The organism is Pedococcus sp. P2_D9 (assembly GCF_056404275.1).
This window is the reverse complement of record NZ_JBFUEI010000012.1, coordinates 97,100-119,437: the sequence shown is the minus strand read 5'-3', so window position 1 is coordinate 119,437 and position 22,338 is coordinate 97,100. Positions and strand designations below refer to the sequence as shown.

The 22,338-nt window shown below is 70.5% G+C and carries 21 protein-coding genes and 1 riboswitch; of the genes, 8 read left to right on the top strand and 13 right to left on the bottom strand.

Going from position 1 to position 22,338, the window contains the following annotated elements; genetic code table 11:
• Positions 1 to 30 precede the first annotated feature (30 nt).
• Positions 31 to 903: an Fpg/Nei family DNA glycosylase gene (locus AC1DXJ_RS17375; RefSeq protein ID WP_477637543.1), complete on the top strand. Its 873-nt coding sequence runs from the start codon at positions 31 to 33 to the stop codon at positions 901 to 903.
• A 42-nt stretch (positions 904 to 945) separates the two neighbouring features.
• Here AC1DXJ_RS17375 and AC1DXJ_RS17370 read toward each other — a convergent pair whose 3' ends face one another.
• The 4 genes from AC1DXJ_RS17370 to rimO form a co-directional block, all read right to left on the bottom strand.
• Positions 946 to 1,245, bottom strand: coding sequence for a helix-turn-helix domain-containing protein (locus AC1DXJ_RS17370; protein WP_477612506.1), 300 nt, complete (start codon positions 1,243 to 1,245; stop codon positions 946 to 948).
• Positions 1,246 to 1,489: 244 nt separating this feature from the next.
• Positions 1,490 to 1,984 (bottom strand): CinA family protein, encoded by a 495-nt coding sequence (locus tag AC1DXJ_RS17365; RefSeq protein WP_477631947.1) that lies wholly within the window; start codon positions 1,982 to 1,984, stop codon positions 1,490 to 1,492.
• Positions 1,981 to 2,646 carry a CDP-alcohol phosphatidyltransferase family protein gene (locus tag AC1DXJ_RS17360; protein WP_477637542.1) on the bottom strand — a complete coding sequence of 222 codons (666 nt, stop codon included), beginning with the start codon at positions 2,644 to 2,646 and terminating at the stop codon, positions 1,981 to 1,983. Before AC1DXJ_RS17360 ends, AC1DXJ_RS17365 begins: the two co-directional genes overlap by 4 nt.
• The gene (gene rimO, locus AC1DXJ_RS17355; protein ID WP_477631945.1) at positions 2,640 to 4,148 is read right to left on the bottom strand and encodes a 30S ribosomal protein S12 methylthiotransferase RimO; all 1,509 of its coding nucleotides are present in this window, start codon (positions 4,146 to 4,148) and stop codon (positions 2,640 to 2,642) included. The genes AC1DXJ_RS17360 and rimO overlap by 7 nt, the downstream gene beginning before the upstream one ends.
• Positions 4,149 to 4,180: 32 nt before the next feature.
• On the opposite strand from rimO, the gene AC1DXJ_RS17350 reads away from it, so the two are divergent.
• The gene (locus AC1DXJ_RS17350) at positions 4,181 to 5,389 is read left to right on the top strand and encodes a dipeptidase (protein WP_477637541.1); all 1,209 of its coding nucleotides are present in this window, start codon (positions 4,181 to 4,183) and stop codon (positions 5,387 to 5,389) included.
• 8 nt (positions 5,390 to 5,397) lie between these two features.
• Here the strand turns inward: AC1DXJ_RS17350 and AC1DXJ_RS17345 are convergent, their stop codons facing one another.
• The 3 genes from AC1DXJ_RS17345 to AC1DXJ_RS17335 all read right to left on the bottom strand — a co-directional run bounded on the left by AC1DXJ_RS17345 (position 5,398) and on the right by AC1DXJ_RS17335 (position 10,255).
• Positions 5,398 to 6,060, bottom strand: coding sequence for an ion channel (locus tag AC1DXJ_RS17345; protein ID WP_477612501.1), 663 nt, complete (start codon positions 6,058 to 6,060; stop codon positions 5,398 to 5,400).
• A gap of 81 nt (positions 6,061 to 6,141) precedes the next feature.
• A complete protein-coding gene (locus AC1DXJ_RS17340) occupies positions 6,142 to 7,455 on the bottom strand; it encodes a multidrug effflux MFS transporter (protein ID WP_477637540.1) in 1,314 nt (437 codons plus the stop codon).
• A gap of 61 nt (positions 7,456 to 7,516) precedes the next feature.
• On the bottom strand, positions 7,517 to 10,255 hold the full coding sequence (locus tag AC1DXJ_RS17335; RefSeq protein WP_477612499.1) for an FtsK/SpoIIIE family DNA translocase: 2,739 nt from the start codon (positions 10,253 to 10,255) through the stop codon (positions 7,517 to 7,519).
• A 390-nt stretch (positions 10,256 to 10,645) separates the two neighbouring features.
• A riboswitch (SAM riboswitch) is annotated at positions 10,646 to 10,758 on the top strand.
• Between the two features lie 40 nt (positions 10,759 to 10,798).
• Here AC1DXJ_RS17335 and AC1DXJ_RS17330 point away from each other — a divergent pair.
• On the top strand, positions 10,799 to 12,208 hold the full coding sequence (locus AC1DXJ_RS17330; RefSeq protein WP_477612498.1) for an aminotransferase class V-fold PLP-dependent enzyme: 1,410 nt from the start codon (positions 10,799 to 10,801) through the stop codon (positions 12,206 to 12,208).
• Positions 12,209 to 12,332: 124 nt separating this feature from the next.
• On the opposite strand, the gene AC1DXJ_RS17325 is transcribed toward AC1DXJ_RS17330, so the two are convergent.
• Entirely contained in the window at positions 12,333 to 14,018 is a 1,686-nt protein-coding gene (locus AC1DXJ_RS17325) for a ribonuclease J (protein ID WP_477631941.1), read from the bottom strand.
• Positions 14,015 to 14,905: a 4-hydroxy-tetrahydrodipicolinate synthase gene (gene dapA / locus AC1DXJ_RS17320; RefSeq protein WP_477612496.1), complete on the bottom strand. Its 891-nt coding sequence runs from the start codon at positions 14,903 to 14,905 to the stop codon at positions 14,015 to 14,017. Before dapA ends, AC1DXJ_RS17325 begins: the two co-directional genes overlap by 4 nt.
• Before the next feature lie 195 nt (positions 14,906 to 15,100).
• Here dapA and AC1DXJ_RS17315 point away from each other — a divergent pair, with 195 nt between their 5' ends.
• The 5 genes from AC1DXJ_RS17315 to AC1DXJ_RS17295 are packed head-to-tail and all read left to right on the top strand — an operon-like array spanning position 15,101 to position 18,183.
• Positions 15,101 to 15,910, top strand: coding sequence for a thymidylate synthase (locus AC1DXJ_RS17315; protein ID WP_477612495.1), 810 nt, complete (start codon positions 15,101 to 15,103; stop codon positions 15,908 to 15,910).
• Between the two features lie 60 nt (positions 15,911 to 15,970).
• The gene (locus AC1DXJ_RS17310; RefSeq protein WP_477612494.1) at positions 15,971 to 16,438 is read left to right on the top strand and encodes a dihydrofolate reductase; all 468 of its coding nucleotides are present in this window, start codon (positions 15,971 to 15,973) and stop codon (positions 16,436 to 16,438) included.
• A gap of 34 nt (positions 16,439 to 16,472) precedes the next feature.
• Positions 16,473 to 17,069 (top strand): N-acetyltransferase family protein, encoded by a 597-nt coding sequence (locus AC1DXJ_RS17305; protein ID WP_477612493.1) that lies wholly within the window; start codon positions 16,473 to 16,475, stop codon positions 17,067 to 17,069.
• On the top strand, positions 17,066 to 17,872 hold the full coding sequence (locus AC1DXJ_RS17300) for an AzlC family ABC transporter permease (protein WP_477612492.1): 807 nt from the start codon (positions 17,066 to 17,068) through the stop codon (positions 17,870 to 17,872). The genes AC1DXJ_RS17305 and AC1DXJ_RS17300 overlap by 4 nt, the downstream gene beginning before the upstream one ends.
• Entirely contained in the window at positions 17,869 to 18,183 is a 315-nt protein-coding gene (locus tag AC1DXJ_RS17295) for an AzlD domain-containing protein (protein WP_477612491.1), read from the top strand. Before AC1DXJ_RS17300 ends, AC1DXJ_RS17295 begins: the two co-directional genes overlap by 4 nt.
• A 9-nt stretch (positions 18,184 to 18,192) precedes the next feature.
• On the opposite strand, the gene AC1DXJ_RS17290 is transcribed toward AC1DXJ_RS17295, so the two are convergent.
• From AC1DXJ_RS17290 to AC1DXJ_RS17275, 4 genes are all read right to left on the bottom strand, one after another.
• Positions 18,193 to 18,561 (bottom strand): VOC family protein, encoded by a 369-nt coding sequence (locus tag AC1DXJ_RS17290; protein ID WP_477612490.1) that lies wholly within the window; start codon positions 18,559 to 18,561, stop codon positions 18,193 to 18,195.
• A gap of 23 nt (positions 18,562 to 18,584) precedes the next feature.
• Positions 18,585 to 18,932, bottom strand: coding sequence for a hypothetical protein (locus AC1DXJ_RS17285; protein ID WP_477612489.1), 348 nt, complete (start codon positions 18,930 to 18,932; stop codon positions 18,585 to 18,587).
• Complete coding sequence (dapB, locus tag AC1DXJ_RS17280; protein WP_477612488.1) at positions 18,933 to 19,685, bottom strand: 4-hydroxy-tetrahydrodipicolinate reductase; 753 nt, start codon at positions 19,683 to 19,685, stop codon at positions 18,933 to 18,935.
• A gap of 86 nt (positions 19,686 to 19,771) precedes the next feature.
• Positions 19,772 to 22,315: an ExeM/NucH family extracellular endonuclease gene (locus AC1DXJ_RS17275; protein ID WP_477612487.1), complete on the bottom strand. Its 2,544-nt coding sequence runs from the start codon at positions 22,313 to 22,315 to the stop codon at positions 19,772 to 19,774.
• Between the last annotated feature and the right edge of the window lie 23 nt (positions 22,316 to 22,338).

Here is a 22,338-nt window from a genome sequence, read left to right as displayed (position 1 = left end):
GGTCCACAGCCGCTGCCATCGGGGTCCCTGGTGCCTGAGGGCGACACGGTCTGGCGCACCGCCCAACGACTGCACAAGGCGCTCGCCGGCGCAGTGGTCGTGCTGAGTGACCTGCGGTTCCCCGGCGTGGCCACGGCCGACCTGCGCGGAGCCAGCACCCTCGAGGTCGTCAGTCGTGGCAAGCACCTCCTCCACCGTTTCGACAGCGGGCTGACCCTGCACTCACACCTGCGGATGGAGGGTCAGTGGCGGGTCGCGGCACCGGATGACACCGCCGGCTGGCTGCGTCGCGACGACCTGCGCGCGGCGGTCGGCACCTCTTCGTGGACCGCCCTGGGACTGCGGCTCGGGCTGCTCGAGCTGCTCCCGACCGACCACGAGGCGACGGTCGTGGGCCACCTCGGACCCGATCTGCTCGGGAGCGACTGGGACCTCTCGCGGGCACTGGCCAACCTGCGGAGGTCGCAGACCTCGATCGGGGCCGCGCTCCTCGACCAGCGCAATCTTGCGGGCATCGGCACCCTGTGGGCGTGCGAGTCGCTCTTCGTGTCGCGGCTCGGGCCCTGGACTCCTGTATCGGAGCTCGCGGACGAGGAGCTCGAGCGAGTCGTCACCCGCGCTCAGCGGCTGCTCGACCAGGCTCGACACGATGGGATCCAGTCCAGCACCGGGATCCGGCGACGTGGGGAGGAGTCGTATGTGCATGCCCGCTCGGGTCGGCCCTGTCGACGGTGCGGCACGACTGTGCGCGTCGCGATGATCGGCCCCCCGATGCGGGAACGGACGATGTTCTACTGCCCTCGCTGCCAGGACGGCCTGGCGCCCACCGACGACGGTCGACCCCAACGCCCGCTCGGCTCGGCACGGGGGACCAGCCGGACCACGGGAAAGCGTCGCACCTGATCGGGCTCCCACCAGGGCAGAGGGTGCCAGCCGTCCGGGCGATCAGGCAGCGGAGGCGGAAACCATGGCCGTCGCCGGAAGCGGCAACGAGACCGGCGCGGTGAGCGCCTCCGTCTCGGCGACCCGCTCGGACACCTGGCCGAGGACCTCGGACAACGGCAGACGCAGCGCCCCGCAGATCGAGGCGAGCAGCTCGGAGGATGCTTCCTTCTCGCCGCGCTCGACCTCACTGAGGTAGCCGAGCGACACGGATGCGGCTGCGGAAACTTCGCGCAAGGTGCGTCCCTGCGACTGGCGTTGCTCACGGAGCACGTCACCAAGTTCACGACGAAGCAGAATCATGACGCCCTCCTTCACTGCTCGACTTGCCGGTTGCAGGGCACCAACGTTACCCCGAGCCCCTGACGCTGCGCGCGCGGGAACGCAGAACACGCGGCACGACGTGGTCAACGGTCCACGGCGTGAGAATCTTCCGCCCCACCGATCACAGCAGCCACGACGGCAGTCGCCGCGGGGCGTCCGTGAGGCGTGCGTGGTCGGTCCAAGGGGCGTCCGTGGGTCTGCGCAGGTCAGCGCCCTGCCGTGGTCAGGCCCTGAGATGCGGATCGTTGGCGGCCGCGCGCAATATCTCGGTCACGAGCGAGAGGGCATGTGACACCGTCTCCCGCCGGATCGACTGACGGTCGCCGGTCAGCGCCAGCTCCCGGACCGCCACCTCGCCGTCGAACGCCACCGCGACGAACACGGTCCCGACCGGGCGGTCGTCCTGCGGGTCCGGCCCGGCCACACCGGTGGTGGCGACGCCGACGTCGGAGCCGAGCACGCGGCATACCCCGGTGGCCATCTGGCGGGCCACCTCGGCCTGGACCGCACCACCGGTCGCAAGCAGGCCGGCGTCGACCCCGAGAACCTGGGTCTTGAGCTCGGTCGCATAGGCCACCACGCAGCCCCGCACCACGGCTGAGGCGCCGGGCACGTCGGTGAGCGCCGCGCAGACCAGGCCACCGGTGAGCGACTCGGCGGTCGCGATGCTGCGCGAGGCCGCAGCCAGGGCGGCCACCACCTCGGGAGCGATGCTCATCCGTGTCGGGCGGCTCGGCGCGCGCGCTTCATCGCCGAACGTTCGCTGGTCTGCCGCAGGCGCAACGCCTTCAGCGCGATGTCCAGTCCGGTCACGACGGTCACGACGACCGCGAGCCCCAGCACCACGTCCGCGACGAGGTTCCAGGCGTCCGCTCCGGCAAAGGACGACAGCGGCAGCGTGAACAACAGCAGGCCGAAGAACTGAAGGGCCGTCTTGACCTTGCCGCCCCGACCCGCGGGCATCACGCCGTGGCGGATCACGAAGAACCGCAKCACCGTCACTCCGCATTCGCGCACCAGGACGACGACGGTGACCCACCACGGCAGCTCACCGAGGACCGAGAGCCCGACGAAGGCCATCCCCATCAGGGTCTTGTCGGCGATGGGGTCGGCGATCTTGCCGAAGTTGGTGATCAGGCCGCGACGCCGGGCGATGTCGCCGTCGATGCGGTCGGTGAGGGTCGCAAAGATGAACACCACCGCCGCCGCCCAGCGCATCAACGGACGGTCCCCACCGTCGACCAGCAGCAGCCAGCCGTAGACCGGCACGAGCAGGATCCGGGTGACCGTGAGGGCGTTGGCGATGTTCCAGGAGCTCGGGGGCGGGACCGCCACCGGCGCCGCGGCCGGGTCGGGGGCCGGGGCCGACTCGCTCAGCATGGCACGGCCAGCAGGTCGATCCCCTCGGTCCCGGTCACGACGGCCCGCACGATGTCGCCGACCACGACGTCGGGGAACTGGGAGGGATCGAGCATGGTCACGCCGTCGACGTCGGGTCCCTGGTGGGCCGCCCTACCCACGACGGACGTCTCCTCGTCCTCGTCATCGCCCGTGGGCACCGACTCGACGAGGACGTCCACGATCTCACCGATGCGCTCTTCGGCACGCTGGAGGTTCAGTTCCTCGATGAGCGCTGTGAATCTCGAAACACGTTCTGCGACAACATCATCGGGCAGCTTGTTGCCATAGGTCTCGGCCTCGGTGCCATCCTCGTCCGAGTACCCGAACACACCGACGACGTCGAGTCGGGCAGCCAGCAGGAACGCCTCGAGCTCGGCGAGGTCGTCCTCGGTCTCACCCGGGAACCCCACGATGACATTGCTCCGGATGCCGGCCAGCGGCACCCGGGCGCGCACCTCGTCGAGGAGTCCGAGGAAGGCCTCGCGCCCGCCGAAGCGCCGCATCGAGCGGAGCAGTCCGGCCGAGGCGTGCTGGAAGGAGATGTCGAAGTAGGGCACGACGCCCGGCACGGAGGCCATCGCGTCGAGCAGTGCGGGACGGATCTCGGCGGGCTGCAGGTAGCTCACCCGGACGCGCTCGATCCCCGGGACCGCAGCGAGGTCGGGCAGGATCTTCTCGAGCAGCCCGATGTCCCCGAGGTCCTTGCCGTAGGACGTCGAGTTCTCACTGACGAGGAACAGCTCCTTGACGCCGCGCTCCCCCAACCAGCGCGCTTCGGCGACGATGTCGTGCGGCCTCCGCGACACGAACGCACCGCGGAACATCGGGATGGCGCAGAACGCGCACCGTCGGTCGCAGCCACTGGCGATCTTGAGGGGAGCCCAGGGGCGACCGTCGAGACGGGCGCGGATCACCCGCGGGCCGGACGCCGGGACCGGTCCGTCCACGGTGACGTCGACGGGCTCGGTCGAGACCTGCTCCGGTGAGGTGGGGTCAGTGGGGATGCCGTGTCCGGGCAGTGCCACACCGGCCGACCCGTCCTGCCGCTGGACCGGGGACAACGGGAGCAGCTGGCGTCGGTCGGACGGGACGTGCGAGGCCGGCGCGTGACCGTCGAGGACGGCCCGCAGGTGGCTCGACATGTCCGCGTAGGAGTCGAACCCCAGCACGGCGTCGGCCTCGGGCAGCTCGTCTGCCAGCTGCTGGCCGTAGCGCTCGGCGAGGCATCCCACCGCGACGACCTTCTGGGTCTTCGAGTGCCCCTTGCGAGCCGAGGCCTCGAGGAGCACGTCGATCGAGTCCTTCTTGGCCTGCTCGACGAACCCGCAGGTGTTGACCACCGCGACGTCCGCGTCGTCGGCGTCGTCCACGAGCAACCAGCCCTCGGCGGCCAGGCGGCCGGCGAGCTCCTCGGAGTCGACTTCGTTGCGGGTGCACCCCAGTGTGACCAGGGCGACGCTGCGCTGCGTTGTCGAACTCATGTCCCCACTCTAGAGGTGGGTAGCGTGGCGTCATGACCGCGACAGCCGATGCGACCACCGCCCGGATCAGCGCCCTGCTGGCGCGCCATCCGGTCATCGACGGGCACAACGACCTCTTGTGGGAGGCGCGCGAGAAGGTCGGCTACGACTTCGACCGGCTCGACATCGAGGCAGGGGGGACCCCGACGCACACCGACCTGCCCCGCCTCGCCCAGGGTGGCGTCGGCGGCCAGTTCTGGTCGGTCTTCGTGCCTGCCTCGCTCCAGGGTGACGACGCCGTGAGCGCCACCCTGGAGCAGATCGACGCGGGCCACCAGATGGTGGCGAGGTATGCCGGCCGGCTGGCTTTCGCCCGCACCGCGGACGAGGTGGCGGCCGCCTGGGAGTCGGGGCGGATCGCCTCCCTGCTGGGGGCCGAGGGCGGGCACTCGATCAACAACTCGCTCGCGACCCTGCGCATGATGCACGTCCTGGGCGTCCGCTACCTGACGCTGACCCACAACAGCAACGTCGACTGGGCCGACTCGGCCACCGACGTGACGGTGCACGGAGGTCTGTCGGCGTTCGGCGTCGAGGTGGTGCGCGAGATGAACCGGATCGGCATGCTCGTCGACCTCAGCCACGTCTCGGCCGACACGATGCGCGACGCCCTGCGGGTGGCAGAGGTACCGGCGATCTTCAGCCACTCCTCGGCGCGGGCGGTCTGTGACAGCCCGCGCAACGCGCCCGACGACGTCCTGGAGTCGTTGCGGGACAACAACGGCGTCTGCATGGTGACGTTCGTGCCCACGTTCGTGAACCCCGAGGCGGCAGCCTGGCGCGAGGAGCTGAACGCGGCGGCGGCGGCAGAGGGGATCACGCCGGCCGACGCCGCGGCATACAGCCCGTTCTACGACGAGTACTGCCTCAGCCGGCCCACACCGAAGGCCACGCTCGCCGACGTCGTCCACCACGTCGAGCACGTCCGCGAGGTGGCCGGAGTCGACCACGTCGGGCTGGGTGGCGACTACGACGGGGTGGCCACGCTGCCCGAGGGGCTCGAGGACGTCACCGGCTACCCCCGGTTGCTGGCCGCGCTGGCCGACCGCGGATGGTCCGACGACGACCTCGGAAAGCTCACGAGCGGCAACATCCTGCGCGTGATGAGGGACGCCGAGGCAGGCGCGAGGTCGCTGCAGGAGCAGCGCGGGCCCAGCCTGGCCACCCTCAAGGACCTCGACGGCGTGCCGGTCTCCGGGTAGTCGTCCTGCTAGTTGCGCCAGCGGGAGATGGTCAGGCCGACGACGCGGGCGATGATCAGCGCGACGTACATGACGCCGGCCACCTGCTCGATGATCACGACCGAGCGCGCGAAGGGCAGGACGGCGGTCACGTCGGAGAGCCCGACGCTGGTCAGGTTGGCGAAGGACAGGTAGAGCAGCTCGAGGAAGGTCCGGTGTCCTTCACCCTGGTAGGCCGTGAACGACCCCGGATAGACCACCTGCACGGCCATGAACAGGTGGGCGAACATCCACGACACGACCGTGAAGTTAGCTCCCACCGCGAAGATCTCGTCGCGGGTCACCCAGGAGTCGTCGAACAGGTAGCGGATCAGGCCGTACCCGGTGTAGCCGTAGAAGGCCGCGTGCAGGATGGCTGACCAGAAGACCACCTGGTGGTTCGCCGGGGCCAGCCCCTCGGCGACGGTCAGGGCCACGACTGGCACGCCCAGCACCACCGCGACCCACGTCAGGGCCGGCGTCGCCCTGACGGCATAGACCGCGATCGAGAGCACCAGCACGCCGAACACCCCGATGAGCGTGCGCCCGAGCGGCGTGTCCCCCGCAAAGGGGTACGCCAGCACCTCGAGCAGCTGCGCCGCGAGGAGCACCCCACTGGGGTGCCCCTTGACGGCGTTGAACCATTCACGCATGGCGACACCCTAAGGGTGTGCGCCGAGTCCCAAGGGTCTCCGAGTCCCCAGGGTGGGCGCCGAGTCGTCAGGTGGCGTGCTTCAGTTCGTGACGACCCTCACGCGCAGCGTCCGGGCGGCCACCACGGCCGCGAGGCAGGCAGTGACCGCCATGACCAGCGCCATCGGGACGGCTGAGCCCGAACCCATCGCGCCGATGAGGGGGGCGGACACACCACCGATGACGAACTGCGACGCGCCGAGCAGGGCAGCAGCGGTCCCCGCGGCCTCACCGTGCCGGGTCAGGGCCAGTGCGGGGGTGTTCGGCAGGGTGAGACCGCACGCGAACAAGAGGAACCAGAGCGGCACGAGGACCGTGGTCAGCCCACCGACACCCGTGATCGCCGACGCCAGGAGCACCAGTGCGGCGACCGCACCGATCGAGACGCCCGCCCGGACCAGCTGGCGCGGCTGGAACCGCTTGAGCAGGAAGGGGTTCGCCTGCGACCCGGTGAGGAAGCCCAGCGAGTTGAGGCCGAAGGCCAGCCCGAACTGGGTCACGCTCAGGCCGTAGATGTCCTGCAGCACGAACGAGGAGCCGCCGATGTAGGAGAACAGCGTCGCGAACATCAGGCCGCTGATGAGGACGAGCCCGACGAAGGTGCGGTCGCGCAGGAGCATGCCGTAGGTGTTGAGCACCGGGCGGAGGGCCAGCGGCCTGCGTCGCTCCGCAGGAAGCGTCTCGCGCAGGGCGAGACTGGCCAGTGTCACCAGGAGCACACCCGCCACGGCGAGGATGACGAACACCCCGCGCCACGAGGTGAGCCGGAGGATGAAGCCGCCCAAGGTCGGGGCGAGCACCGGCGCGAGACCCATGACGAGCATCAGGCGGGACAGCATCGTCGCGGCAGCCGACCCCGCGAAGAGGTCGCGCACCATCGCCATGGCAACCACGGACACGGCCGCGTTGCCCAGCCCCTGGATCGCCCGGCCGACGGTGAGCAGCTCGATGGTCGGGGCGAACGCACAGAACACCGAGGCCGCGATGTGCAGCGCCAGCCCGGCGATGAGTGGTCGGCGGCGTCCGATGGCGTCCGCAAGCGGCCCGACGAGGAGCTGCCCGAGCCCCATGCCCAGCAGGATGCCGGTCAGCGTGCCCTGCACGGCCGACTCCGACGCCGCGAGGTCGCGGGTGATCGACGGCAGCGCCGGCAGGTAGGTGTCGATGGTCAGCGGACCGATCGCGATCAACGCGCCGAGCACGAGGACGAAGCGGAGGTACGAACGGCCCGTCGGGGCCGGCTGGACACCGGTGCTGGGATGCGGTGACGGCGTGCGCGTGGAGGTCGCGGTCGAAGTCGGGGCTGTCGGAGTCGGGGCGGTGGCGTCAGTCAGGGTCTCGGGAGCGGCAGTCACCTCTGCGCAACGACGAAGGGCACAGGTCTATTTCATCCCGCGCCCTTCATCTCTGGGCTGGTCAGTCCCTGCCGGTGAGCTCCCAGGCGTCGAGGGACTCCTCGACTTCCTCGCGACCGGCGAGCCCTCTCGCCACCGGGTCGTTGTCGTAGCGTGAGTCGGGCGCGTAACCGGGCGTGTAGCCGGAACCCGCAAGGGCGACCTCGTCCGTCCGCTCGACACCCGTGTCGTCAGGATCCGCCGCCTGTCCGTCGAACACCGGCTCCATCTCGGGCACCTCGTCCCCACGCATGAGCGCCAAGGTCATGGGCAGGTCGTCGAGCTTGATCAGCACGTCGCGCGCCTTGGAACCCTCGGACGGACCCACCACCCCGCGGGACTCGAGCAGGTCCATGAGCCGACCTGCCTTGGCGAACCCGACGCGCAGCTTGCGCTGGAGCATCGACGTCGAGCCGAACTGGGTCGTCACGACGAGCTCGGTGGCCTGGAGCAGCAGCTCGAGGTCGTCGCCGATGTCGTCGTCCACCTGCTTCTTGGCCGCCACCACCGTGACGTCGTCGCGGTAGCTGGGCTTGAGCTGGCCGGTCACGTGCTTGACGACCTGCTGGATCTCGGACTCGGTGACCCACGCACCCTGGACGCGCATCGTCTTGGAGGAGCCCATCGGCAGGAACAGCGCATCGCCCTGACCGATCAGCTTCTCGGCACCGGGCTGGTCGAGCACGACCCGGCTGTCTGCCAGCGACGAGGTCGCGAACGCCATCCGCGACGGCACGTTGGCCTTGATGAGGCCGGTGACGACGTCGACGGACGGGCGCTGGGTCGCCAGCACTAGGTGGATGCCCGCGGCCCGTGCCAGCTGCGTGATCCGGACTATCGACTCCTCGACGTCCCGGGGCGCGACCATCATCAGGTCGGCGAGCTCGTCGACGATGACCAGCAGGTACGGGTACGGGTGGATGACCCGCTCCGAGCCCGCCAGCGGCTTGACCTTGCCCGCCTTGACCGCCTTGTTGAAGTCGTCGATGTGCTTGAAACCGAACTGCGCGAGGTCGTCGTAGCGCGTGTCCATCTCACGCACCACCCAGGCAAGCGCCTCGGCGGCCTTCTTGGGGTTCGTGATGATCGGCGTGATGAGGTGCGGGATCCCCTCGTATGCCGTGAGCTCCACCCGCTTGGGGTCGACCAGGACCATGCGCACCTCGTCGGGCGTGGCCCGCATGAGGATCGAGGTGATCATCGAGTTGACGAAGCTGGACTTGCCCGCGCCGGTGGCGCCCGCGACGAGCAGGTGCGGCATCTTGGCGAGGTTGGCGATGACGTAGCCGCCCTCGACGTCCTTGCCGACGCCCATCACCATCGGGTGCTCGTTGCCCCGCGCTGCCTGGCTGCGGAGCACGTCGCCGAGGCTGACCTTCTCGCGGTCGGCGTTGGGGATCTCGATGCCGATCGCGGACTTGCCCGGGATCGGCGACAGGATGCGGACGTCGGCCGAGGCCACGGCATACGCGATGTTCTTGGAGAGCGCGGTGACGCGCTCGACCTTGGTGCCACGGCCGAGCTCGACCTCGTAGCGGGTGACCGTCGGTCCACGGCTGAAGCCGGTGACCTGGGCATCGATGTCGAACTGCTCGAGCACCTGGCTCAGCGACTCGACCACGCGGTCGTTCGCGGCACTGCGGGTCTTGTGCGGGGAACCCGGCTCAAGGATGGCGTTGTCGGGCAACGTGTAGGTGATGTCGCCGGCGAGCGCGAGCTGCTCGACTCGCTGTGGCAGCGGGGTCGTCGGGGGCGCCTCAAGGGCGGCCTTGACCTCGATGGCCGGGCCCTTGGCGGGCGAGGTGGTTTCGGCAGTCGCCGAAGGGGCCAGAACGCCGGGCGAGGTGGGGCGCTTCTCGCCGGGGCGGAACCGCCGACCGTCGGGTGCCACGAGAGCGGCCTGCTCGAACGCCTCGTCCCCCTCGAGCGGACCCTCCGGGTCGATCACGCGGCGACGACGCCTGGGCTTGTCCTCGACCGCGTCGGCGAGCGGGTCCTTCCCGGCGTCGACCGTCCCACGGTGGAGGAGGTGGTCGCGCAGCTCGGCGAGGCGGGTGGGGACCATGTGCACGGGCGTCGCGGTCATCACCAGGAGGCCGAAGAAGCCCAGCATCAACAGGATCGGCACGGTGCCGTAGACCGACACCGCGGCCTCGAGCGGGCTGGATGCCAGGAACCCGATGATGCCGCCACCGTCACGCATCCCGTCGGCGCCCTGGGGTGGGGTGGGGATGTCGGCGGCGACGTGGGCCAACCCCGAGGCGGCGAAGGCGAGGGCGCCCAGGCCGACACCGAGGCGGGAGTTGGCCGAGTCCTCTTGCGGCGCGCGCAGGAAGCGGATGCCCAGGAAGAGCAGGGCGAGCGGCACGGCATAGGCGACGCGTCCGAAGGTGCCTGCGACGACGGCGTGCACGACGTCGCCGAGGGCGCCCTCGAAGGCCCACCACTCCCGGGCGGCGACGAGGATCGACACTCCGATGAGGAAGAAGCCGAGCCCGTCACGTCGGTGCTCGGGCTCGAGCTCACGGGCGCTGGTGCCGACCCGGCGCACCGCGCCGCCGGCCACGTGTGCCATGCCCATCCAGGTGCCGCGGACCGCGCGCAGGGGCAGCGGCAGTCCGCCACCGCTGGCCTTGCCACGCGCGGGGGACTTGCGGGGTGTGCTGCTCTTGCGGTTGGCGGGGCGTGTTGCGGTGCCCCGGCTCCCCGACGAGCGCGACCCTGCATTTGATCGTGCTGGTGTGGACGGACGTGTCGCCATGCTCCGCAGGCTACGCGAAGGTCACACGGGACACACGCGTCACACGCGTTCCACCCGCAGGCAATGTGTCCGGATCGCCCTGGCCCGAACGGCCGAGTTGCCCTCCCCGATCGGGTACGAAGGGCAGGTAGCCCTTACCAGGGCGCACGCCCGGTGGGACGCTGGGCCTTGCGTCTGGCGGGGCCTGTGCCGACGACCAGCAGTGGTCGTCGGCACAGGCGCGCACAGGGGGAAGGGTCGCGTGGGGACGGCGATGCCGACCCGCCCCGCCAGATCGCTCGGCCCTGCCTCCGGCCACCTGGCGGTCACGGACTTCCGCCATCTCAGATCGCGGGAACCCACGCCCACGTGCTGGATCCCGCTTGACCCGTGCCGCTACCCTCGACGACAGGTCATGAGTGTCAGCGCACAGCCCCGGCTTGCTGACCAGCAACCCTCCTCCGCGGTGGGGTGCTCCGGGTGACGACCGGGCCGACTGCACCCGCAGCCGGCAAGCGCGGACTCGGGAGCTCTCGGGTCCCACCCGGACCAGGAGCTCTACCCATGTCGATCGCGAGCACCCCGCCACCAGCCTTCCGTCGCAGCGCCCCCCTCGCGCACGCCCGCACCCAGAGCCACCTCCGCCCTGTTCCCGATGCCCGGTCACTGGGCGAGGTCGGCCCGCTGCCCGCGGTCGTGTCGGAGTCGCTGCTCGTGCCGACGCTGGACGGGGCCGTGGACTACGCCAACTTCGACCACGCGGCGTCCACGCCGGCGCTGGTCAGCGTCAAGAAGGCCGTCGACACGGCGGTGCGCACCTACTCCTCGGTCCACCGCGGCAATGGCTGGGCCTCCCGGGTGACCTCGTCCTGGTACGAGCAGGCGCGGGCCGAGGTGCGGTCGTTCGTCGGGGCACGCGAGGGCGACGAGGTCGTCTTCACCCGCAACAGCACCGACTCGTTCAATCTCCTGGCGCGATGTCTGCCGCGCCACACGCAGGTCTTCGTCTTCGAGTCCGAGCACCACGCCGCGCTTCTGCCGTGGCCCCACCAGCGCACCCACCGGCTTCCGGTCCCCGGCAGCATCAGCGACGCGAGGGCGCTCCTGCGGACTGCGCTTCGCGACCACCCCGGCCGCCACCGGTTGGTCGTGCTCGCCGGCGCCTCCAACGTCACGGGAGAGATCTGGCCGGTCCGCGAGCTGGCGGCGATCGCCCGCCAGGCGGGCGCGAGGGTGGTCCTCGACGCCGCGCAGTACGCCCCCCACCGCCGCGTGGACCTGGACGACCTCGGTGTCGACTACGCCGTGCTGTCCGGCCACAAGCTGTACGCACCGTTCGGCACGGGAGTCCTGGCAGGCCGGGCGGACTGGCTGGACGCTGCGGCGCCCTACCTCGCCGGCGGCGGCGCCACCAAGTCCGTGACCGAGCGCGCAGTCGTGTGGCAGAAGGGGGCCGCACGCCACGAGGGCGGCAGTCCCAACGTCATCGGCGCGATCGCCCTCGCTGCCGCGTGCCATGCCCTGCGGGCGCACGCGGACGCGGTGGAGGAGCACGAGCGCACGCTGGGCCAGCGTCTGCTCGACGGTCTGGCCGCCATCGACGGCGTGCAGACCTACTCCCTCTTCAGCCCGGACCACGAGCGCGTTGCCGTGGCGACCTTCACCATCGACGGGGTCGACTCGTCACTGGTGTCCGCGGCCCTGTCGGCCGAGCACGGCATCGGGGTCCGGGACGGCAAGTTCTGTGCGCACCTGTGCGTCGACGCCCTGCTCGACGACCCCCACGCCGTCGGGTCCACGACCGCCGTCCGCGCCAGTGTCGGGCTGGCCACGACCGCTGAGCACGTCGAGCGGTTGCTGTCAGCCGTGGCCGAGCTCGCCGAGCACGGACCCCGCGCCGACTACGTCAACGGACCGCAGGGGTGGTTGCCGGTCGGCGACCCGCGCGCGCTCGACCTCGCGCGCCCCTGGTAGCCGCCCCCGCGGCATACCCGAGCCCCACCTGCCGCACCTTTATCGGGTGACCCGATAAAGGTGCGCTTCACCCGGAAACGGTTCTCGGGTGAAGCGCGCCCTTCTCGGGTGGAGCAGGCGCAGGCTAGGCTTGGATGACGACCGGGATGATCATCGGGCGGCGACGGATCTTGCCGCCGACCCAGCCACCGATCGCGCGACGCATGACCTGCTCGAGCTGGTGGGAGTCGGTGACGCCGTTGCCGGTGGCCTCGGCGAGCGCCTGTTCGATCTTGGGCCGCACCTGGCTGAAGATCTCGTCGTCCTCGGCGAAACCCCGGGCCTGGATCTCCGGTCCCGCGGCGATCTTGCCCGTGGCGGAGTCGATCACGACGATGACCGAGATGAACCCCTCGTCACGCAGGATCCGGCGGTCCTTGAGCAGCGCCTCGTCGAACTCACCCACCGAGGACCCGTCGACGTAGACGTAGCCGCACGGGACCGCCCCGACGATGCGCGCGACGCCGTCGACGAGGTCGACGACCACGCCGTCCTCGGCCAGCACGACCTGTTCGCGCGGCACACCGGTCTGGACCGCGAGCTCGGCGTTGGCGACGAGGTGTCGCCACTCGCCGTGCACCGGCATCACGTTGCGGGGCTTGACGATGTTGTAGCAGTAGAGCAGCTCACCGGCGCTGGCGTGGCCGGAGACGTGCACCTTGGCGTTGCCCTTGTGCACGACGTTGACACCGAGCCGCATGAGGCCGTTGATGATGCGGTAGACGGCGTTCTCGTTGCCGGGGATGAGCGACGAGGCCATCAGGACCGTGTCGCCCTCTCCCACGTCGATGCGGTGGTCACGGTTGGCCATCCGCGACAGGGCCGCCATCGGCTCGCCCTGCGACCCCGTGCAGATCAGGACGACCTTGTCGTCGGGGAACTTGTCGAGCTTCTTGACGTCGACGAGCACGCCGTCGGGCACGTGGAGGTACCCCAGCTCGGCGGCGATCCCCATGTTGCGCACCATCGACCGGCCCACCATGGCGACCTTGCGGCCGGCCGTCTCGGCGGCGTTGAGCACCTGCTGGACGCGGTGCACGTGCGAGGAGAAGCAGGCCACGATGATCCGGCGCTCCGCGTCGCGGAAGACCTTGTCGATGGCCGGCGCGATGTCCTTCTCCGGCGTCGTGAAGCCGGGCACCTCGGCGTTGGTCGAGTCCGTCATGAACAGGTCGACGCCCTCCTCCCCCAGCCGCGCGAACGCGCGCAGGTCGGTGAGCCGGTTGTCGAGCGGCAGCTGGTCCATCTTGAAGTCACCGGTGTGCAGGATCGTTCCGCCGGGTGTCCGGACGAACACCGCGAGGGCGTCCGGGATCGAGTGGTTGACCGCCACGAACTCGCAGTCGAAGACGCCCAGCTTCTCGCGCATCCCCTCTCTGACCCCGAGGGTGTACGGCGTGATCCGGTGTTCCTTGAGCTTGGCCTCGATGAGCGCCAGTGTCAGCATCGACCCCACGATCGGGATGTCGCGCTTCAGCTTGAGCAGGTAGGGCACCGCGCCGATGTGGTCCTCGTGGCCATGGGTCAGCACGATCGCCTGGATGTCGTCGAGCCGGTCCTCGAGGTACTCGAAGTCGGGGAGGATCAGGTCGACGCCGGGGTGGTGGTCCTCAGGGAACAACACGCCGCAGTCGATGACGAGCAGCTGGCCGTCGTGCTCGATGACCGCCATGTTGCGGCCGACCTCGCCGAGACCGCCGAGCGCGATGATGCGCACGCCGTTCTTCGCGAGCGGCCGGGGCAGGTTCAGCTCGGGGTGGGGATGACTCACAGCAGGCCAGACTCCTTGAGACCGGCGCGCAGGATGTCCAGGTGCTCCGGTGGTGACTCGACGAGCGGCAAGCGCACCGTCGCGTGGTCGATGACGCCGAGCTCGACGAGCGCGGCCTTGGCCATGATCGCACCCTGGGAGGTGCTCATGATGGCGTCGACGGCGGGGACCAGCCGTCGGTGGATGTCTCGGGCGCCGTCGAGGTCGCCGCCGTCGACGGCTGCGACCATCGCGGCATAGTCCTTGCCGGCGACGTGGCCGACGACGCTGACCACCCCGATGGCACCGAGGGCGAGCCAGGGCAGGTTCGCGGCGTCGTCGCCGGAGAAGTAGAGCAGGTCGGTCGCGGCCATGACCTTGGTCGAGGCCCACCCGTCGCCCTTGGCGTCCTTGACCGCGACGACCCGGTCGTGGGCGGCGAGCTCGAGGAGCGTGGCGGTGTCGAACGGGATGCCGGTGCGGCCCGGGATGTCGTAGAGCATGACCGGCAGGTCGGTCACGTCGGCCACCGCGTGGCAGTGCGCGACGAGCCCGCGCTGGGTCGGCTTGTTGTAGTAGGGCGAGACGAGCAGGAGCCCGGTGGCGCCGGCCTCCGCCGCACGACCGGCCATCTCGACGCTGTGTGCGGTGGCGTTGGAGCCGACCCCGGCGACGACCGCCGCGCGACCGTCGACGGCCTCGGCGACGAGGCGCACCATCTCGATGGACTCGTCGTCGCTCAGGGTGGCGGACTCACCGGTGGTGCCGTTGACGACGATGCCGTCGTGGCCGCTGTCGAGCAGGTGGGCGACCAGTCGGCGGGCGCCCTCGAGGTCGAGGCTTCCGTCGGGCTTCATCGGGCTGACCATGGCGGTCAGGACGCGGCCGAACGGGGACGAGGTGCTCATGCCTGCAGGCTATCGCCCCGCAGAGCACGCCCCGCGCGGCGGACACCGACCGGGACGCAATTTGGCGGGAAGGTGACGCCGAGCTGGCGGCATCGACGCGGCGACCGAGGTATGCCGCGGCGCCGGCCACGCGGCATACGCTGCGGTTTTGGTCTGCTTCGGTGCCCTGTCGCCGCCCGGCGTTACGCTGCGTCCGTGCAGCAGTATCTCGACCTCCTCGACCACGTCATGACGACCGGGACGGACAAGTCCGACCGCACCGGCACCGGCACCCGCTCCGTGTTCGGCTACCAGATGCGGTTCGACCTGTCCGAGGGCTTCCCGGTGCTCACGACCAAGAAGCTCCACCTCAAGTCGATCATCGGCGAGCTGCTCTGGTTCCTGCGCGGCGACTCCAACGTGCGGTGGCTCCAGGAACGCGGCATCACCATCTGGGACGAGTGGGCGGACGAGAACGGCGACCTGGGGCCGGTCTACGGCTACCAGTGGCGGTCCTGGCCGACCCCAGACGGCGGCCACGTCGACCAGATCGCCAAGGTCATCGAGTCGATCCGCACCAACCCTGACAGCCGTCGGCACATCGTGTCGGCCTGGAACGTCGCGGACGTCGACTCGATGGCGCTCCCGCCGTGCCACACGATGTTCCAGTTCTACGTGTCCCCCGCGGTGGACGGGCACCGGCCCAAGCTCTCCTGCCAGCTCTACCAGCGTTCGGCCGACATCTTCCTCGGCGTCCCGTTCAACATCGCCTCCTACGCGCTGCTCACCATGATGGTGGCGCAGGTCTGCGACCTCGAGCCCGGTGACTTCGTGCACACCCTCGGCGACGCCCACCTGTACTCCAACCACGTCGAACAGGCCACCCTCCAGCTGACCCGAGAGCCCCTCCCCCTGCCGCAGATGAAGATCGCGTCCGGCAAGGAGATCGACCAGTTCGACCTCGGCGACTTCGAGCTGGTCGGCTACCAGGCGCACCCCTCGATCAAGGCGCCCATCGCGGTCTGAGTCAGGCCGCGGACCGTGCGGGCCCGGCGGTGACCTCCGCGTGGTCGCTACCCTGTGCCCATGACCAACGTGACGCTCATTGCCGCGGTCGGCCGCAACGGCGTCATCGGGGCCGACAACGACATGCCGTGGCACCTGCCCGAGGACTTCGCCTACTTCAAGCGGACGACCATGGGCCATCCGATGGTCATGGGACGCAAGACCTTCGACTCGATCGGCCGGGTGCTGCCGGGTCGCCGGACCATCGTCGTGACCCGCCAGCCCGACTGGAGCCACCCCGACGTGGAGACGGCCCACTCGCTCAGCGAGGCGTTGTCGCTGGCCGGTCCCGCGGCCGAGGTGTTCGTCTGCGGCGGTGGGCAGGTCTACACCGAGGCGATGCCGTGGGCGCACCGGTTGCTGATCACCGAGGTGGACCAGTCGCCCCAGGGTGATGTGCGCTTTCCCGACATCGACGCGAGCCACTGGCACGAGGTCCGGCGCGAGCGGCGCGACGGCTTCAGCTGGGTGACGTACGAGCGCGCCTGACGAGGTTCGAAACACCGATGGCAGGATGCAGGCCATGGCTCACCAGCACGACCACGTCGGTCACACCTCCTCCCCCGGACCACTCGCCGACGCCAGCGTCAGGGTGGCGCGCGAGACCGACACCCCCGCCGTCGGGCTCGTCCAGGCCACCGTGTGGCGCGAGGCGTATGCCGCGGTGCTGCCGGCGGAGGTGCTGGAGACCTTCGAGCCACAAGCCTTCGCGGCCGTCTGGCGCCAGTCCCTTGCCGCGCCTCCCCCAGGGGTCTACCGGCTGCTCGCGGCCTGTGCGGGCGACCAGGTCGTGGGGTTCGCGGCCATCGGCCCGAGCCAGGACCCCGATGCGTCCCCGGGCACCGGTGAGCTGTCTGCGCTCGCGGTCCACCCGCAGGCGCGTCGGGTCGGCCACGGGTCACGGCTGCTGAACGCGGCCGTCGACACCCTGCGCGGCGCCGGCGCCGACCGGTTGCACACCTGGGTGCTGGCCGGCGACGAAGCCACTCGGGCGTTCCTCCTCGATGCAGGGCTGAACCCGGACGGCGCGTTCCGCGACCGGGTGGTCTCTCCCGACGGTGGGACCGCGCGCGAGGTCCGCCTGGTCGCCGACATCACGCCGGAACCTCCGGGCCCGTGAGCTCGACCCTGACCCCGGAGCGACGTTCCCAGGTCGTGCGCCAAGCCCTGTCGGTAGCGGTGGCAACAGGAACCTACGGCGTCAGCTTCGGCGCCCTGTCGGTGGCTGCGGGTCTGTCGATCCTCCAGACGCAGGTGCTGTCGCTGCTGCTGTTCTCGGGGGGTTCGCAGTTCGCGTTCGTGGGGGTCATGGCCGCCGGGGCGGCCGGGGGGCCCGCCGCCATCGCCACCTCCACGCTCCTCGGCGTCCGCAACGGCCTGTACGGGCTGCAGGTCGCGCGGATGCTGGACGTCCGGGGACTCCGGAAGGTCTTCGCAGCCCAGTTGACGATCGACGAGTCGACAGCGGTCAGTGTCGCGCAGCCCGAGACGGTCGCCGCGCGACTCGGCTTCTGGGTGACGGGCGCAGGGGTCTTCGTGCTCTGGAACGCGACGACGCTGGTCGGCTCGCTCGTGGGCGATGCCATGGGCGACCCCCGCCGCTATGGACTCGACGCCGCCGCGGCCGCAGCCTTCTGCGCCCTGCTGTGGCCGCGGCTGAAGTCGAGGGATGCCGTCGCCATCGCAGTGCTGGCCGCACTGATCGCCGTGCTCGTCGCGCCGCATGCTCCCGCCGGTGTCCCCGTCCTGGTCGCCGCCTGCACCGCACTCCTGGCGGGCGTGTGGCGACGCGCCCACCACGACCCACCGCCGCCGCACCAGTGGCCCGACGAGGTGTCGCCGCGGACTGGCAACTCCGGGCCGGGGACCGCCAGGCCGGGGGGCGCGAGGCCGGGGGCCGCGAGGCCGGGGGGCACGCCATGAGCACGTGGACCGCGCTGCTCATCGCGTGCGGGCTGGCCTTCCTGCTCAAGTACCTCGGCTACGTCGTGCCGACGTCGTGGCTCGAGGGCGAACGCACGACACGGATCACCTCGGCGTTGCCCATCGCCTTGTTGGCCGCCCTCGTCGGCGTGCAGACGTTGACCTCGAGCTCGGGCGCGATCACCCTCGACTCCCGCGCTGCCGCCGTCGGTGTCGCCATGCTGGCGCTGCTGCTGCGGGCGCCCTTCATCGTCGTGGTGGTGCTGGCCGCCGCGGTCGCGGCTGGGCTGAGGCTGCTCGGTCTGCCCTGACCGCAGCGGTCAGGGCCACTCCCGCGCATCCTCGAGGAACCGGTCGCCGGTCTGGATCCCGACCACACAGAAGATCACCCCACCCGGATCGGCCATGATCACGTAGCGTTCCCGGTCGTCCACGGTGGTCGCGCCCAACGCCGTCAGTCGCGCGACCTCGGCGCGGACGTTGTCCGTCTCGATGTCCAGGTGGACGCGCGGCGGTCCGTCCTCCAATCGCTGGACCTCGAGGTTCAGCGACCCGATCTCGCCGACGCTGGCATAGGGACCGTCCTCGACCGGACGCACACCCTGGGCACCGGCCCAGAAGGCGAGGCCCGCGTCGTAGTGCTCGCCCGGGTGGTCGATGAGGACGATGCCGATGCGCGAACGGTGCATGCCACCACGGTATGCCGGGTGCGTCAGGGACGCGAGGTCCGCCAGGCCCTGACGGCGGCGCGGTAGTGCGCCTGCTCGCCCTTGCGATCCCGGGCGACCCGGCAGGCCTCGGCCTGGTGGAGCTCGTCAGCCCACGCGCCGTGCGCGCCGGACTCCCGGGCTTGGGTCATCATCCGCGATCCGTCGCGGGCGAGCCTGACCAGCGGCACCATCGCCAGCAGGGCGACCACGGGGATGAGGATCACCGCGACGCCGAACAGCACAGCGACCGGACGCCCGTCCCGGACCAGCTCGACCCCTCGCCAGCCGATCGTCGCGGAGTAGAAGCCCAGCACCACGAGCAGGACGACAGCGGTGACCTTCTCGCGCACTCAGGCGTCCAGGCCGAGGTAGTGCTCCAGCCCGACGGTCAGCCCGGGGTGGGCGCCGACCTCCCGCACCCCCGCGAGGACACCGGGCATGAAGGAGGTCCGGTCGAACGAGTCGTGGCGCAGGGTCAGCAGCTCGCCCTCAGCACCGAGCAGCACCTCCTGGTGGGCGACCAGCCCGCGCAGTCGGATCGAGTGCACCGGTATGCCGTCGACCCGCCCTCCGCGTGCCCCGTCGGGGTCCTGGGTGGTGGCGTCCGGGACTGCACCGAGGCCGGCGTCGGCGCGGGCCGCGGCGATGAGGCCGGCCGTGCGGGCTGCGGTGCCCGACGGCGCATCGACCTTGTCGGGGTGGTGCAGCTCGATGACCTCGACCGACTCGTAGAAACGCGCGGCCTGCTGGGCGAAGCGCATCATCAAGATGGCGCCGATCGCGAAGTTCGGGGCGATGAGCACGCCCACTGACGGGTGCTGGGCGAGCTGGTCGCGCACCGTCGCGAGGCGCCCCTCGTCCCATCCCGTCGTGCCCACGACGACGTGCACGCCGCGGTCGACGCAGTGCGCCACGTTCGCCGGGGAAGCGGACGGGACCGAGAACTCCACGACGACACCGGCACCGCCGAGGTCGCCGAGGTCGTCGCCCTGGTCGAACCGCCCCACCAGCTCCAGGTCGGGCGCGTCGGTGACCGCCCGGCACACCTGGCCGCCCATGCGTCCTGCCGCACCGATCACGGCCACCTTGATCGTGTCACTCACGGTGGTCAGCGTAACCACCCGTCCACGACGACGGGCCCGGTCCCCCACTCGGGAGACCGGACCCGTCGCTCGCGGCGCTGGTTCGACTACTTCACGAAGGCCGTGAGGCCGAGGACCACCGGGTCGTGGTCGGACGACCGGTACGGGCCCGGGTCGTGGAAGTCGGTCGAGTGGTAGTTGTACCGGCTGTACTCCATGGCCACCGACTCACCGGAGTTGATGTTCCAGTGGTCGGCCCCGGTCGACATCCGCAGCGCGAAGTCGTTGACGAGGATGTGGTCCAGCGAACCGGAGAGCCCGCTGAAGGAGTACGAGTAGCTGTTCGGGTCGAAGCGGCTGCCCACGTCGGTGTAGCCGGCCTTGTAGAGGACGTCCAGCGGGTCCTCCATGGTGTAGGAGTTGTAGTCACCCGCCATGACGATCCCCTTGGCGCCGTACTCGGCCGCGACGCCGGGCACCCAGTCGCGCAGGGCCTGCGCCTGCAGGATGCGGCTGGTGACCGACGCACCCTGGCCGTCACCGCTGTCAGCGTCACCCGGGAACGGACCAGCCGAACCCTTGGACTTGAAGTGGTTGACGACGAAGAGGAACTTGTCGCCCTTGCCGGTCTTCTTCCTGAACGTCTGGGCGATCGGCTCACGGGCATTGCCGAAGGCCTGGCCGTCCTGGCTCTGGTCGCCCAGGGCGCGCGACCGGTCGACGCGCATGACGTTGGCCGCCTTGTAGATGATGGCGCTGGTGATGAAGTCCTGCTCGTCCGGTGAGGGCAGGTCGGTCGAGGACGGGACGAAGGCCCAGGTGCCCGCTCCCGCCTTCTCGTTCAGCGCGGCGACCAGCGCTGCCAGGGCAGCGTCACGGTCGTGACCGAAACGTGCGGAGTTCTCGATCTCCATCAGCCCGACGACGTCGGCGTCGAGGGCGGTGATCGCCGACACCTCCTTCTCGGTCTGGCGCGCGAGGTCAGCCGCATCCCAGGCACCACGGCGGGTGCAGGGGCTGCCGTCGACGCCGCGGACCGTGTCGCCGTTGTCGTCGCGGTCGTAGAACGCCACGCAGGTCGGGTCGGCGTCACCGAGATCGGTGAAGTAGTTGAGGACGTTGAACGACGCGACCTTGAGGTCGGGTGTGCCGAGCTGGTTGATGTCGGCAGTGTCGGGCGCAGCCGTTCGGGTGTTCTCGAACGCCACCGGCGACGTCGCGTTGTCGGGCCCGACCACCTGGGCCGTCGGCTGGAAGCGCCACAGGTTGAACCGGTAGTCCACGACGACAGGAGCGCTGAAGGTGGCCGCCTCGCCGACCCTGACCGGCTTGGTGTTCGAGACGTACGCAGGCGTCAGGTCGCCGTTGAGCAGGCACGGGATCGGGCGGCCGGCGCACGTCGCCGGGCTGAAGCTGCTCGCCGTGAAGTTGCTGGAGGCACCGTCGTCGAGGGTGACCGCACGCCTGGCGTTGTCGGCCACCACGGCGGCGGCCTCGGGGCTGCCGGGGGCGCCCACCTCGGTGTTCTGCAGCAGCGGGTGGTCACCCACGGCCAGGCCGACCTCGCCGAACTGGTTGGTGCCGAAGGTGTTGGTGACGGTGTAGTCGCCGAGGGGCTGGAAGAGCATTCCCTCGATCGACTCACGCCCTGCATCGGTGGTCGGCCACGGCACGGTCAGCGCCTGGACAGGGCTGAACTCATCGCCGGCGTCGCTGATGTTCGAGGCCGACGCGGTGATCTCGGTCAGGGTCCCCGGGTCGGAGGACGAGCTGCGGAACTCGCTGACGGCACCGGTCACCTGGATGTAGTTGCCGACCTCGACGTCGGGGTCGAGGGGGCTGCCGGAGCCACCCGTCTGGAAGACGAAGAGGCCGTCCGAGGCGCCCGAGGAGCTCGGCTCGGGACCGGTCCCCTGGGTCTGGAGGTAGAAGCCGTGGAACCCACCCGTGGGGTAGGCCGCCGTGACGACGCCCTTGGTGGTCACCGTCTGCCCAGACAGCTGGGTGCTCGGACCCGTGCCCTGGATCTCGGCGATCGTCTTCTCGGCCGGGGCGGGCGGGGTGGTGCAGGTGGTGCCGCAGGCCGTCGGGCTCGGCGCCCCGGCCACGAAGTCGGCAGCATTGTCGGCGGTGTTCTGCGGACCGGCCTTGCGGCTCACCGACACCGTGTTGCTGGGCGCGGCCGTCGGTCCGGTGCCCGCGTAGTCGTTCGCCGTGCCGAAGCCGACGAAGTCGACGACCGAGGGCTGGGCCGAGCACGGGTTGGTGCCGGACTTGGCGGTGCAGGGGTTGGCCGTCCCGCCGAGCGCTGTGACGTTGTTGACCAGCGCCACCTTGCCTGCGCCGCCGGCCATGGCGATGGTTCCCGAAGCGTCGAAGGGGACCTCGGTGGAGCCGCCGGTCCCAGCAGCCTCCCGGACGACGTAGCTGCCGCCCGCCGGCAGGAACCCGGCGAGCCCGGTGACCTGCCACGAGACCCCGGTCGAGCCGGCGTACTGCACCGACCAGCCGTTGAGGTTGACCGTGGACGCGCTGGTGTTGACCAGCTCGATGAAGTCGTTCCGGTACGTCGCGCCGGTGTTGCCGCCGCCTCCGTAGACCTCGTTGATCACTACCGGCGCACCGACCGAGGGCGCTGCCAGCGCACTCATCGGGGCGACGGCAACAACTCCAG

Bases quoted from the DNA above. Each gene is read 5' to 3' on its own strand.
- AC1DXJ_RS17290 (WP_477612490.1), bottom strand. From the start codon at position 18,561: ATGCACCGTTCGCGCATCGGCATCGTCCTCATCGACCACCCGGGCGAG.
- AC1DXJ_RS17370 (WP_477612506.1), bottom strand. From the start codon at position 1,245: ATGATTCTGCTTCGTCGTGAACTTGGTGACGTGCTCCGTGAGCAACGC.
- AC1DXJ_RS17350 (WP_477637541.1), top strand. From the start codon at position 4,181: ATGACCGCGACAGCCGATGCGACCACCGCCCGGATCAGCGCCCTGCTG.
- AC1DXJ_RS17305 (WP_477612493.1), top strand. From the start codon at position 16,473: ATGGCTCACCAGCACGACCACGTCGGTCACACCTCCTCCCCCGGACCA.
- AC1DXJ_RS17295 (WP_477612491.1), top strand. From the start codon at position 17,869: ATGAGCACGTGGACCGCGCTGCTCATCGCGTGCGGGCTGGCCTTCCTG.
- AC1DXJ_RS17310 (WP_477612494.1), top strand. From the start codon at position 15,971: ATGACCAACGTGACGCTCATTGCCGCGGTCGGCCGCAACGGCGTCATC.
- AC1DXJ_RS17345 (WP_477612501.1), bottom strand. From the start codon at position 6,060: ATGCGTGAATGGTTCAACGCCGTCAAGGGGCACCCCAGTGGGGTGCTC.
- rimO (WP_477631945.1), bottom strand. From the start codon at position 4,148: ATGAGTTCGACAACGCAGCGCAGCGTCGCCCTGGTCACACTGGGGTGC.
- AC1DXJ_RS17330 (WP_477612498.1), top strand. From the start codon at position 10,799: ATGTCGATCGCGAGCACCCCGCCACCAGCCTTCCGTCGCAGCGCCCCC.
- dapA (WP_477612496.1), bottom strand. From the start codon at position 14,905: ATGAGCACCTCGTCCCCGTTCGGCCGCGTCCTGACCGCCATGGTCAGC.
- AC1DXJ_RS17275 (WP_477612487.1), bottom strand. From the start codon at position 22,315: ATGAGTGCGCTGGCAGCGCCCTCGGTCGGTGCGCCGGTAGTGATCAAC.
- AC1DXJ_RS17335 (WP_477612499.1), bottom strand. From the start codon at position 10,255: ATGGCGACACGTCCGTCCACACCAGCACGATCAAATGCAGGGTCGCGC.
- AC1DXJ_RS17365 (WP_477631947.1), bottom strand. From the start codon at position 1,984: ATGAGCATCGCTCCCGAGGTGGTGGCCGCCCTGGCTGCGGCCTCGCGC.